The organism is Marinimicrobium sp. UBA4509 (assembly GCF_002388575.1).
GTDB lineage: Bacteria > Pseudomonadota > Gammaproteobacteria > Pseudomonadales > Cellvibrionaceae > Marinimicrobium > Marinimicrobium koreense.
The window spans coordinates 48,741-62,470 of the sequence record NZ_DGMV01000082.1; the positions used below are offsets into that span (position 1 = coordinate 48,741).

Here is a 13,730-nt window from a genome sequence, read left to right on the forward strand (position 1 = left end):
CGCGAAGCGCGCATCCGCCGCAATCCAACGTGATACCGACCGGCCACCGAATGCCGGCCTATTGTGGCGCCTGCCCATCCAAGGTCAAGGGCTTTTGCCAAACCGGCGTGCAACTCGGGTATAGTGATGCGCCCGTTGTCATGAATCAGGAATGCTGTCCCGATGGACGAACACCACCAGCCACTGCCCACGCGACCCAGTGGTGGCCGCGTTGCCCAGATATTGACCGAGTGGAAGACCCTGGCACTGCTCGGCGGCCCCATTCTGGTCGCCCAACTGGCACAGATGGCCAACGGCGTGATCGATACCATCATGGCCGGCCACTACAGCGCCGAGGATCTCGCGGCGGTGGGCATCGGCAGCAGCCTCTGGATGCCCCTGCTGCTGTTCTTCTACGGTGTGTTGAGCGCCCAACAGCCCACCATCTCCGGGCATCGGGGCGCAGGGCAACAGGACCAGATCATGCCGGTCACCTGGCAGGGCCTGTACATCGCACTGGTGTCAATGGTGCTGATGGCCGGGCTGTTGCTCAGTGCCGGCCCCCTGATGCCGCTACTGGGGCTGGACGAGGTCACTTCGGCGGTCACCCAGGGCTATCTGCAGGCCTTTGTCTGGGGGGTGCCCGGGCTCCTGCTGATTACCTCACTGCGCGGCCTTACCGATGGCCTGGGACACACCCGCGTGATCATGGTGATCTCGCTGATTTCGACCCTGATCAACCTGCCGCTCAACTACATCCTGATTTACGGCAAACTGGGCGCGCCGGAGCTCGGTGGCGTGGGTTGCGGCTGGGCCACGGCCATCTCCAACACCGCGGCGGCTCTGGTGATGCTTGGCTATCTGAATTTCAGCCGCTATTACCGTGCCTATCATCTGCTGGCCGACTGGGTGGCCCCCAGTTGGCGCCGCATTCGCTCACTGCTCAAACTGGGGCTGCCCATCGGGGCCAGCATGTTTGTGGAGGTGAGCATGTTCGGTGTGATCGCCCTGTTTCTGGCACCGCTGGGGGCCATTGTGGTGGCGGGTCACCAGATCGTGCTCAACATCACCTCGGTGCTCTTTATGGTGCCCCTGAGCCTGGGTATGGCGCTGACCCTGCGGGTGAGCTTTCTGGTCGGCGCCGGCACCCCGGGCACCGCCCGGCTGCTGGCGCGCAGTACGCTACTTCTGGGGCTGACCATCGCCCTGATTCATATGCCCATCGTGCTACTGGGCCGGCATCTACTGGTATCCCTGTACACCAGCGATTCAGAGGTGATTGCGGTGGCCACACAGCTGCTGGTGTTTGCCGCCATTTTCCAGCTCGCGGATATTCTTCAGGTGACCGCCATCAGCGCGTTGCGCGGCTACAAGGACACCCGCCTGCCCCTGCTGATCATGCTGCTGTCCTTCTGGGGAATCTGTCTGCCCCTGGGCTATGTGCTGACCTTTACCGATTGGTTGGTGCCGGCTCAGGGAGCCGACGGTTTCTGGCTGGCGCTGATTGTCGGGCTGTCCTGCGCGGCGGCCATGCTGATCACTCGCCTGTGGCGTTTTTGACACAACTTAACCTCCGCCGATCCGGCCGGCCGGTCAACAGCCCCCATCAAAAGTGCTAATATCCCTTCTCCCGGAGGAAGTGAGAGCCTCCGGGTTCGCCCGCACAGGGTGTACGCTACGCCAATAACCAAAAACAGCCAACCATAGGGTTGTTTAACCGGGAGTAACCTATGCATTCATCAACAACAGAACATCAGCGGAGGCCACTGCGGCGTCTGCATACCTGGCTGGTAGCCGGTGTACTGGCCGCCATCAGCCTGCCTCTGGCAGCCCAGATGGGCCCTGTCCCACAAGAAATTGCGCCGCTGAGCCCGCCTTTTGAAATGCCTCAGCTCGAGCGGCCCAGCTTTCCCGACCGGACGTTCAACATTCGCGACTTTGGCGCGCGCGAAATGTCCAATGATCGTCGGAACCAGATTACCGATGCCGTGCACCAGGCCATTGAAGCGGCCCACAGTGCTGGCGGCGGCCGGGTGCTGATCCCCAAAGGCAAGTGGCTCAGTGGCTCACTGCACCTCAAATCCAACATCAACCTGCACCTGGAAGAAGGGGCCGAGGTGCTGTTCAGCACCGATAAAGACGACTACCTGCCGGTGGTGCACCAACGGCACGAGGGCGTCGAAGCCTACAACTATGCACCGATGATTTATGCGGCCAACGTCAGAAACGTGGCCATCACTGGCAAAGGCCTTCTGAACGCTCAGGGCGACCACTGGTGGGAGTGGTTCGAAGAGTACGGCCCACCGCCTCGTGGTATCGCCACCCAGGTGCCCCTGTCACGCCGCGACTGGGGTAAGGGCGCCGAGAAAGAAGGCATGCGCCCGAGCTTTATGGTGTTCTGGGAGTCCGAGGATATTCTGGTAGAGGGCGTGAAGCTGCTCGACTCACCGATGTGGAATGTGCACCTGATTTACAGCGAGAACATCATTGTTCGCGACGTGCGCATTGATAGCCTGCGCGCCCCCAATGGCGACGGCGTGGTCGTGGACTCCTCGAAAAATGTCCTGATCGAGTACAACCACTTCCAGACCGGTGACGATGCGGTGGTGCTGAAATCCGGCTTCAATGAAGAGGCCCTGAAAATCAACATCCCCACGGAAAACGTCGTCGTTCGTCATTTCGAAGCGAAAAATGTGCGCACCGGCAGTGGTGGTGTGGTATTCGGTAGCGAAACCTCGGGTGGTATTCGCAATGTCTACGTGCACGACGCTTACTTTGACGGTGCGGATCGCGGCATCCGGTTCAAGACCGAGCGCGGCCGGGGCAATGTGATCGAGAACATTTTTGTGCGCGACGTGGTGATGAAGAACATCACCTATGAAGCGATCAATTTCAACAGCTTCTATACCGGCCCGGAGGCCATGGGCGTGGCTCCGACCGCCCGCAACATCCATATCAGTGACGTATCGATTGACGGTGTGCCCACCGCCATTTCACTGATTGGCCTGCCCGAAAAATGGGTGGAGGATGTGACCCTGACCAATGTCACGGTGAAGAATGCTGAAATGGGTGCGCGTATCGTGCGCATGAAAAACCTGAAGATGGAAAACGTCTCCATTGAGTCGGACTCCCTGGCCATGACCATTGATGATGCCTACGAGGTGCATCTCAATAACGTCAGCCTGAGTGATAATGTCAGCGGCGGCCCGCTGCGGGTTGAGGGCCGGTACTCCGGTGCGATTTTTATTGACGGCGGCAACATCAACGAAGATGAGGTCCAACTCGGCAGCGGTGTATCCGAAGAGGTGATCAATCCGGATACGCCGCCTCAGGTCTGGTAAGGTATTGTTGAGCGGCACCGCTGGGTGCCGTAGGTGAGCCTTTTGTTGCGGCGGGTGCGGCCTTTGGCCTTACCCGCCCTACGCGACCGGACGGACTCAGTTCCGGGGCAACTGGAAAAATTTCTCCGCGTTGTAAGCCGTTGTTTCCGCCAGGGCTTCAAACGATTCGTTGCGGCACTGTGCAATCTTCTCGATCACATAAGTCAGAAACGCCGGCTCGTTGCGATTGCCTTTGGGTTTTTTGGGCAGATTGTGAGGCGTCAGGTAGGGAGCATCGGTTTCCACCAACAGGCGATCGGCCGGAATCCGGCTCACCAGTTCGCGCAACTCGCCACCGCGCTTTTCATCACACACCCAACCGGTCACGCCGACATGGCAATCCAGTGACAGATAATCCTCCAACTCGTCCCCCGTACCGGTAAAGCAGTGCACTACGGCTCCCGGCAGTTGATCCCGGTAGCGACGAAGAATGGGCATAAACGCCGCGTGAGCATCCCGCTGATGCAGAAATACGGGTTTGCCGACGTCCGCCGCCAATGCCAATTGCGCTTCAAAGCAGGCCAACTGATCGGGGCGAGGGGAGAAATCACGGTTGAAGTCCAACCCACACTCCCCTATCGCCACCACCTGGGGCTGCTGTACCAGAGTCCGGAGCTGCTGCGCGGCCGCCTCATCCCAGGTTTTCGCCTCATGTGGGTGCACCCCGGCCGTCGCGAACAATCGCCGGCTATCCGACGCCGCCAGCGCCGCCGCGTCCCGGCTGCCCGCCACCGAGGTGCCGGTAATGATCAGCGCATTGATGCCCTGCGCCCAGGCGCTCTCCAGCACCTGCTCGCGGTCCTTGTTGAAACGGCCCGAGGTCAGATTCACTCCAATATCGATCATGATGACGCTCCCACTTGCAGAATCGGCGGCCATCATAGCAAAGCGTCGCTCAGCCTCTCGACTCGAATACTTGGCCAAACCGGCGCCGTTGCCGCTATACTCGCCAGTATGACCGACGCATCCCCCACCAGGGTTACCCACGGCTACCCATGAATTTTCGCTCCCTTGAACAGCGCCACCCCAAAACCCTCAGTTGGATTGTGGCACTGGTGACCCTGATTGCCAGCGGCGCGCTGACCATCGCCTGGATGAGCAAGGAGCGAGACTCCCTGATTCGCGAGCAGCGACTGCTCGCCAGCACCCTGGCGGCCAACCACGCCCGAATCATTGAGGCCAACCTGCGCCATTCGCTCTCGGCGGCCTACACCCTGGCCACCTACGTGCGCAACGTCCGCAATGTGGGGGAGCGGTTTCAGACCGTGACCGAGGACATGCTGCAACACTACCCGGATGTTCAGAGCCTGTCCCTGTCGCCGGGGGGCATCATTCGCTATGTGAGCCCGCTCGAGGACAACCGGGCGGCACTCGGCTTCAATCAGCTTGCCGATCCCGAGCAGGGACGGGAGAGTCGGCTGACCCTCGAAGACAACGAGTTGAGAGTGGCCGGCCCCTTGCGCCTGGTCCAGGGCATGGACGGCATAGTCGCTCGCTATCCCGTGACGGTTAATGGCGCGTTCTGGGGCTTTGCCAACGTGACCCTGAGGTTGGACCGCCTGCTTGAGGTCGCCCGGCTCGACGAGCTGGAGCGCCAGGGGTACCACTATGAGTTGAAACGCCTGGAGCCGCCCCCCGGTGAGCCCGCCAACATCTCGGGCAATGCGCCTCAACCGCTGAATCAGCCGGTGGAACAGCGCATCGAGGTGCCCAACAACCCCTGGGTACTCTCCATTGCCCCGGCCCGCGGTTGGCTTCAGGGTTCCTGGTACTTCATGGCCTGGGGGACTGTTCTGCTCCTCCCTCTGCTACTGGGCTACCTCGCCAAGGTTCTGCTCGAACTGCGCTGGCACAAGCGCCACCTGGAGCGCGAAGTGGCCAACCGCACCGACGAGCTGTTGACCAGTCTGGACCGCTACCGTTCGTTGATCGCCGCCTCCAATACCGGTGCCTGGGAATACTTCCACGCCGACGATTACCTGGAGTGCAGTCCGGAATATTTTTCCATGCTGGGCCGCTACCTGAGCGACTACCCAACGGACGGCCGCCCTAACCTGACCCAGGCCTGGGCCGAATTGATCCACCCCGAGGACCGCGCCAACGCCGTCGCCGTATTCAAGGACTACATCGACCAGGGCGCCGAGGGCACCTACGAAAACCGCTTCCGGATGATACACGCCGATGGCCACTGGGTGTGGGTCCTGTCCCGGGGGCAGTCCCTGCGCAACGAAGAGGGAGAGTTGCGGGGCATTACTGTAGGCACCCACATTGATATTACCCAGCAGGTCCAGAGCGAGGCGCAGCTGGAGCTGGCGGCCAAGGTATTTGAGCGCGGCAGTGAAGGGGTGTTGATCACCGATGCCGAGCAGAAAATCGTCATGATCAATAACGCCTTTACCCGAATCACCGGCTACACCGAGGAAGAGGCCTTGGGTCAAACCCCCAAAATGCTCGCCTCCGGACGTCACGATCACGCTTTCTACCGGGAAATGTGGCACGACATCACCCGCCGCGGGTTCTGGCAGGGCGAGGTTTGGAACCGGCGCAAGAACGGTGAGATCTATCCGGAGTGGTTGAGCATCAGCCAGATCACCACCGACGATGGCGTGCCCACCTATTACATCGGTATTGTCAGTGACATCAGTCGGCTGAAAGAGGACCAGGAAGAGATTCACCGCCTGGCCTACTACGACCCACTGACCAACCTGCCCAACCGCTCCCTGCTGGAAGAGCGCGCCGCCTTTGCCCTGAGAATCGCACAGCGCAACCACGATACGCTGGCACTGCTGTTTCTGGACCTGGACAACTTCAAGAACATCAACGACTCCCTGGGACACAAGGCCGGCGACCGCCTGCTACAGGCCTTTGCCGATCGTCTGCAGGGAATGGTGCGCGAGGAAGACACCTTCGCCCGCCCCGGCGGCGACGAGTTCATTCTGCTGCTGCCCGCCACCGATGCCAGCGGCGCCGCTCATGCCGCCCAGAAACTGTTATCGCTACTGAACCGCCCCTTCCGTATTGACGGCTACGATCTTTCGGTTACCAGCTCGGTGGGCATCGCCCTGTACCCCGAAGACGGCACCCATCTGAGTGAGCTGTACACCAATGCCGATATCGCCATGTACCGGGCCAAACAGAAGGGCCGCAACACCTACAGTTTTTTCACGCCCGAACTGCAGACCCATTACGTCCGGCTGATGCGAGTGGAAAATGCCTTGCGCCAGGCATTGGAGCACAATCAGTTCGAGCTGTACTACCAGCCTCAACAGGAATTGCACACCAGCACCATCATCGGTTTTGAGGCGCTCCTGCGCTGGAACCACCCCGACCTGGGCCGGGTATCCCCGGCGGAATTCATTCCCATCGCCGAGAGCAGTGGATTGATCGTGCCCATTGGCGAGTGGGTGATGCGCGAGGCCACTCAGCAACTGAGACGCTGGATCGATGCCGGCATCGCTCCGCCGAAAATTGCCATCAACCTCTCGGCGGCCCAATTCCATCAGCCAAACCTGCCAGACATGGTATTGAGCATTCTGGACGATGCCGCCCTGCCACCGGAATACCTGGAGCTGGAATTGACCGAGAGCATCACCATGGATGATCCCGAGCGGGCGGTCACCATGATCAACCGCCTCCATGGGGCCGGCATCAGCCTGTCCATTGATGACTTTGGTACCGGCTACTCTTCACTGAGCTATCTGAAGCGGTTCAAGATCAGCAAGCTGAAAATCGATCAGTCGTTTGTCCGCGACATTACCAGTGACAACGACGACCGGGTGATCATCAGTACCATCATCACCCTGGCCCAGAGCCTGGGCTTGCGTGTCATCGCCGAAGGGGTGGAAACCCAGGCTCAGCGGGAATTTCTGCGCCGTCTCGGCTGTCACGACATACAGGGCTACCTGTTCAGCCGCCCGATCAACGCCGCCGATGCGGAGGCGTTTTTGCGCGAGACGGTGGCGTCCCTGCGCTAACGGTCCATGCAGCCAATTCTAGCGTTCGAATTTGTAGATCATGTCCACGCTCTGGGTGACCCCGGACTCAGCTTCCAACCGCAACTCTTCGGTAATCTCATAGCGCAGTCCCAGACTGTTGGTCTGGTCGAACAGCCCGACAACGTAGCGGACAAACAGTCGCGGCGTCAGGTATTTGCCAATGTGCAGCGAGCTCTCGGTGACGTCATCTTCGGGCTGAATCCGAAACTCGTCGAGGCTGAAGGTCTCGGCGATTTCGGCGGTGATGAAGCCACTGCGCTCAAGCCCCAGTCCGCCGATGGCATTGATCAGCATGGAAGCATCCGCCGAGGAGGAGCTGTTGAGGGACTTGCCGGTCAGCAGTATCGCCATGGCTTCACTGTCCGGCAGTGATGGGGTGGAAAATACGCGGCTGCGGGGCCTCTGCAAGGTGCCGCCAATTTCCAGGCCCGCGGTCACTTCATCCGCTTCGCGGGTAGCGCGAATGTCCAGCCCCGGATTGTCGTAGGGCCCCTGGAAGATCAAGCGGCCCCTTTCGATGTCCAGGTCCTGGCCATAGGCCTTATAGCGCCCCTCGGCCACTCCGACCTCACCCACGGTGAGCAGCCCCCGTTCAGGGTTTTGCAGTACCTGCAGCTCACCGGACAGACGGGCGGTCAGGCCGAACCCCTCAAAACGCACGTCATCGCCCAGGGCCAGATTCAGGTCCACGAACAACTGGGGACCTGTCGGTTCATCGCCATTGCCATTGCGATCCTTCAGGACCACATCGTCCGACACCCGCGTCGCCGATTCCGGCAGGGATTTGAATTTCGCCAGCGCCTTGGGGATCACCGCATCGCCGCTGAGGTCAATGCGCTCGCGGTTCATGGTCAGTTGTAAATCCGGGCTCAGCAGTACCAGCAGCTCCCGGGTGTTGAGCGCCTGAAAGCGATCGCCGGTCAACTGAGCGGTTACCTGTCGATCCGCTCTCCACGGATTCTCGACCCTGCCCTCGAGCCGCAACTGTCCGTCGCCAGAGGTCACCTGCCCCTGCAGCGCCAACTGCTGCTCCATGGCGCGCGCCGAGAGCTGCAATCCCTGCAGGTTCAGCCCCACCGCCGGTACCTTGGCGGCGCCCTCGCGCAGAGTGATCTCACCGGTCAACAACGGCTGACTGACACGTCCTCCCAGCGTCATATCCGCCGACAGACGGCCCGCCACATCCTGCAACTGTGGCACCAGAGCCTCAAGCGGCGTCAGGGAGTCGATACCCGCCTGCAGGGTTCCCTCGAGAGCGCCACTATCCGTGGCCCAGTCGGCCTTCGCCTGGATGCGCCCAATCTCGCCCCAGTCGCTCTCCAGCAATGCCTCGACTTTCTGATTCTGCCAGTCTGCCTCCAGACGGGTGGTCTGCCAGGGGTAGACCTCCTCATCATCTTCGCCGAACTGATAGCGCAAAGCCCCCTCTCGGGTTTCCAGTCTCAGCCGGGCATTGGCAGCCCCCGAGGCCGGCATCAGCAACTCCAGCCGGCCTTCCAGGGTGCCCTCAAGCGATACTTCGGGCTCCAGCCAACGCTGCGCCAGTCGAAGCGGCAATCCCTCAACCAGCGCCAGGGCACTGGCGCCGCCATCCGGTTGCCACTGTCCATCCAGGCAGATCCGCCCTTCCGGCGCCTCGGTGGCGGCAACCCCTTCCCGACGCTGCCAACGCGGCACCGGGCTCAGACAGAGCGACTGAACGACCACCTCGCGGGCCGACAGCACCAGAGGGGCCGGGCGATCGAGCTCCCACAGCAGGGGGTCGGGGGGCTCCAGATCCATGCGGGTCAAAGCCCCTTCCCAGCGCTCCTCACTGTAACCACCGGACAGGGATGCGGCGGCGCTGCCCCAATGTTCGGAAACCAGAGCCAGATCCAACTGGTGCTCTTGCACCCGTCCCCGGCCCTCCAGCGATATCGTTTCAAGCGACTGCCCCGCCAGCGTCAAATCCGAAGCGCTCAACTGTGCGTTGAAGTCACCACCGGTGCGCGCCAGGCTAAGGTCCAACTGGCCCACCTGATAGTCCGTCCAGGCCAGGGACTGACCGTTCAAGGTCACCTCGCCTTGGGGGTCTTTCATCGGTCCGCTCAGCGTCATGTCCGCATTCAGGCTTCCCTGAAGGGCGGGGTCCAGCTGCGAGAGAATGGGCGCCTGCACTTGCGCCTGAAGGTCGAGCTGCTCCCCCAGGGCCCCGTTCAGGACCATCTGATTGGCCCCGAGCGCCAGCCTGAGCTCCCGGGTCAGCAGTCGCCCCTGTTCCACATCGATATCGCCACGCAATAGCAACGCCATGGCGCGCAACTGGCCGGCGACATTGAGGTCGGTTACGGAGGCGCGCAGGTCGCCATCTACCTGCTGCCCCTCGCTATTGAACTGCCCCTCTATCTCTCCGGGCCAACCGGCGAGGGCTGGCACCGGCAGTTCGGCGGGATTTATTTTCTGGAACTCAACGCCCACATCCCATTCCAGTTGCGGCGCCCAGCGCAGTGTGCCGCTGGCATTCAGCCCTCCGTCGTGCAGGTCAATGGCCAGAGTTTCCAGAGCCACGTGTTCGAGACTGCCGAGCCCTTTGGCACGAGCGTTCACCGACGGAAGGCCCGGCCCCTGGCCAGAGAAGGCGACCTCCAGATGGTAATCGTTGAGCCAACCGGACAACTGCAGCCGTCCACCGGTTTCCAGCACCGGCCAGTCGGCGGGGAATAGTGTCGGTGGCAACAGCTGCTCCGGCCAGAGCGTATCCAGCACCAACTGTGGCTGGGTTTGTTCGTCATCCAGGTTGGGCCAGAAGCGAAGATCACTGGTCATGGTGGCCGGTGCGGTAAGACGGTGCTCGGCGGTGACGCTGGTCAGATCGCCCTCGATATCCGCTTCCCCCCGAAAGGTCATGGGCTGTTCGCCCAACTCCGGCAGGGTGTAGCGCCAGGCCAACGTCAGATTCGAGTCATAGGGGTAGCGCAGTGCTGTGCGACCGTTAAGTCTCACCTCGAACTCCGGCCCCACCGCGGCAAGATCCCACACACGCAGGTTGAAAGTTCCCAGACTGAGCGTGCCGCTGATGCCGTAGAGCTCGGTTACCTGTTCCTGCTGGTGGATGCGGATGTTGCGCAAGTCGACTCCACCCAATTCGATCCGCACCGGCAGCGCCAAGGTGGGCCACTCCCGAGGTCCGTCCGGTTCCGGGGCGGCCTCCTCCGCGGGGGGAGGCAAGTGTAATTCCACCGCACTGGCCCGCAGGGACTGCACCGACACGGCACTGTACAGCAACGCCAGGGGTTGCCAGCGGAAGGACAGATCTTCTATCCGATAATGTTGCTCCTCCAGCCGATATTCAACCCAGCCCAGGTCCAGCCCGGTAACCAGGTTGCCGCTCATCCGGTCAAAGGTCAGGGGCAACCGCTGGGCCACCTGATTCAGCGCCCAGCGGCTGCCGGGCTCGGTCGCCACGATCGCGGTGACCAGCGCCAACAGCAGAATCAATACCGCCAGGACGCTATAGAGCGTCCAGCGCAGGTATTTGAATGCCTTCCAGAACCAGGGCTTCATAGATCCGGCCCCATACTCAAATGCAGGCGCCAACCTTCATGGTCATCCAGCGCCCGGGCGAAATCCACCCGCACCGGGCCAATGGGGGAAATCCAGCGAACGCCCAACCCGACGCTGCGTTTGAAATCGAAATCCGAATTGTTGAACGCATTGCCCTGATCCACAAAGGCGGCGATCGCCCAGTTATTCATGATGCGGTAGTCGTATTCCACACTGGTGGTCAACAGGTGATTGCCCCCGACCACGACCGGTTCGTTATCGTCCTCGCTCAGCTCGACGGGGCCGATAGACTTGTAGTCGTAACCGCGCACGCTGGCATCACCACCGGCAAAGAAGCGTTGCGATACGGGCAGGTCATTGAACTCAGCCACTTCGGTGATACCCCCTTCGGCGCGCAGCAGCAACCGCCCCGGGCCAATGCCGTAGATTCCCTTGACCCGGGCGTAGAGCTGCACAAAACTCGTGTCGGAGCCCAGACTGGACGGCGACCCGGATATCCGCCCCAGAAAGCTCCAGCCCGAGAGCGGGTAGTTGTTGCCGTCGCTTCGGGTGCGGGACAGACTGAACGCCGGGATCAACAGGTCCGAGCGCTGCTCCGGCTGCCCCCCGACCTCGTAGTATTCCCGCTCATAGTTGAGCGAGTAGGTCTGCAGCCAGTCACTGTCCTCTTCGGAGCGGGTATAGCTGGCACCCACGGTGTTGATGGCGCTGAGGGTGTTGTCGGTTTTCTCGTTCTGGTAGCCGGTATACAGGCGCACCAGCTCATTGGCGGGCCGACTCATCGGAATGCTGTAGGCCGCCTCCACATTGGTGCCTACCTCAGACACTTTGATATCAGCGTTGAAGGCGTGGCCCCGGTTGTTCACATAGCGGTTTTCGTACCCCAGCAGCAGGCGCGGTCCGGTGTCTGTGGCATAACCGGCCCCAATCGAGTAGCCGTGACGCTTGCGCCCTTCCAGTTCGATCGACACCGGCACCGTCTGCCCGTCGAGCTCCTGAAGGAGAGGGTTGACCCGAACCGAGCGAAAGTAATCACTGGCATTGAGCCGGCTCTTCAGCTCGAGCATGGGCTCTGTGTCATAGGGCTCGCTCGACTGGAAGGTGTAATAACGCTCGATGAAGGAGGCATCGAGGATGTCGTGCTCAAGGCGAAGCTCGCCAAACTGATACCGGGGACCGGTGTGGTAGATCAGTTCCAGATCCGCGGTATTCGCGTCTTTATCGACAACCACTCGAGAGCGCTCAAAGCGTCCCTCGAAATAACCCCGCGCCGAGGCGAGCACGCCGAAGCGGCTCTTGAGCGATTCGTACCGGCCGTGGTCCAGAATATCCCCCACCCGCAGCCCCGGCTGATTGCGAATGGACTGAAACGCCCCGTCGTTTTCGCCCTCGCCCTTGATGACCACCTCCACCTGCGCCAGTCGGACCGGCTCACCGGGCTCCAGGGTCAGCGTCAGTGCCCAGCAGTCCTCGCCCCGGCTGAGTTCATGCTCGCTGCTCAGGTGGTAGTAACCCAGGGCCTGGGCCGCCGACTGCACCTGACGGCTCAACTCCCGCAGCCGAGCGCGCAAACGCCACAAGGGTGTGTCGCATGGCTCATCGGTGATGGTGATAAAGCTGCGCACATTGTCGCGCAGGCGATCACTGCCGCCTTCTATTCGGATGTCGGGCGATGCGGCCCAGAGGAGGGGGGCAAAGCAAAGCAGCAAGGCGCCCACAGTGGCACTGGCCAGAGTGGACATCGGGCGGGAGCAGAAAGTCAGCAAAACGTCAGTCCGGGCACAGGTCATCCATCGAAGGGGTACTTTAACGGTTTGACTGCAGGACTCAAAGCGGGTTGCGAAAAATCCGCGTTATTTTTTGTCAGCCGGGCACCAGGCGACGCCCCATGACGAAGAACGGCGCCTTGAAGGCGCCGCTCTCAATACGTGGCTGACGATTCAATCAGGGTTGAGCAAACATCGATCGCACCGCATTGGACAGAAACAGATAGCTACCGCCCACGGTGATCACGTACTCATTCTGACCCCAGAAGAACGGCCAGTTGTTTTTGTTTTCCGGGAAGTCCGGTGGCAACACCAGAATGCCCGGGATGATACCGCCGGGGATGAAGGAGAAGTCCGCCCGGTTGCTGCCGTACGCGACAGTGGCCGAATCCGGCCCCAGGCCCGACACGAACGAGTAGTTGGAAGCCGGGTGCTGACCGAACACGAAGTTCAGGCTGCGGTGCACCAGGTCCGCTTCGACAATGTCCGGGAAGGCCTGATTCAACCAGTAGTTGGCGATACCGAAGCTGATCACGGTACCGGCACCGGCCCAGCCGCCACGGGTGATAGGCACGCCGAAGGGATTCTCGGCTTCGAACTCGCCAATGCTGTCCCGATAGGCCTGGGTCAGCTCGCGCAGGTCGCGCTCGTAGGCCTCATCCATCAGCGGCAGCGCCGCCGCCAGCATGAAGGCGTTCTGGGCAAAGCGCTCGGAGACCTGCGGCAGCAGCGCGCGCACCGCGTCCGCGTATTTTTCCTCCTGAGTGCTGAGTAACAACTCCACGGCCGCCTTCAGCTGCTCTTCCTCAATCCGTCCGCCGGTGGTGTTGGCGTTGCGGAAAGTGTTGGGTTCACGGCCCTGCTCGTACTCCCAGACGTTTCGGGCGGTCTGCAGGCTCTCTTCGGCCAGCTCGTCGTTGTAGCCGCCCAGGGCCCGACTGGCGGCGGCCAATGCGGCGGCGGAGCCGTAGTTGAGCGCGGTGGTGTTGGTGGTGAAAGCCCAACGGTCATCAAACCGGCCACTGCGCATAGTGTCCGAGGGCATCACGTCCTCGGTGGGCGTCGGG

7 protein-coding genes are annotated in these 13,730 nt (G+C 61.5%); 3 read left to right on the forward strand and 4 right to left on the reverse strand.

Translation table 11 applies throughout. The features are described 5' to 3' along the window. Positions 1-162 precede the first annotated feature (162 nt). Together B3520_RS15170 and B3520_RS15175 are read left to right on the forward strand one after the other, a co-directional pair. Entirely contained in the window at positions 163-1,539 is a 1,377-nt protein-coding gene (locus B3520_RS15170) for an MATE family efflux transporter (RefSeq protein ID WP_123639170.1), read from the forward strand. A gap of 170 nt (positions 1,540-1,709) precedes the next feature. Further along, positions 1,710-3,320, forward strand: coding sequence for a glycoside hydrolase family 28 protein (locus B3520_RS15175; protein WP_024462165.1), 1,611 nt, complete (start codon positions 1,710-1,712; stop codon positions 3,318-3,320). A gap of 96 nt (positions 3,321-3,416) precedes the next feature. Here B3520_RS15175 and B3520_RS15180 read toward each other — a convergent pair whose 3' ends face one another. Beyond that, a complete protein-coding gene (locus B3520_RS15180) occupies positions 3,417-4,205 on the reverse strand; it encodes a TatD family hydrolase (RefSeq protein WP_123639171.1) in 789 nt (262 codons plus the stop codon). 149 nt (positions 4,206-4,354) lie between these two features. On the opposite strand from B3520_RS15180, the gene B3520_RS15185 reads away from it, so the two are divergent. After that, complete coding sequence (locus tag B3520_RS15185) at positions 4,355-7,333, forward strand: EAL domain-containing protein (RefSeq protein WP_286876386.1); 2,979 nt, start codon at positions 4,355-4,357, stop codon at positions 7,331-7,333. A gap of 18 nt (positions 7,334-7,351) precedes the next feature. On the opposite strand, the gene B3520_RS15190 is transcribed toward B3520_RS15185, so the two are convergent. From B3520_RS15190 to B3520_RS15200, 3 genes are all read right to left on the reverse strand, one after another. Next, positions 7,352-10,897, reverse strand: coding sequence for a translocation/assembly module TamB domain-containing protein (locus B3520_RS15190; protein ID WP_286805032.1), 3,546 nt, complete (start codon positions 10,895-10,897; stop codon positions 7,352-7,354). Continuing rightward, positions 10,894-12,663 (reverse strand): autotransporter assembly complex protein TamA, encoded by a 1,770-nt coding sequence (locus B3520_RS15195; RefSeq protein ID WP_286805034.1) that lies wholly within the window; start codon positions 12,661-12,663, stop codon positions 10,894-10,896. Before B3520_RS15195 ends, B3520_RS15190 begins: the two co-directional genes overlap by 4 nt. Before the next feature lie 178 nt (positions 12,664-12,841). Continuing rightward, positions 12,842-13,730 (reverse strand): glycoside hydrolase family 9 protein (locus B3520_RS15200; RefSeq protein ID WP_286876387.1); only part of this gene is annotated, 889 nt, incomplete at its 5' end.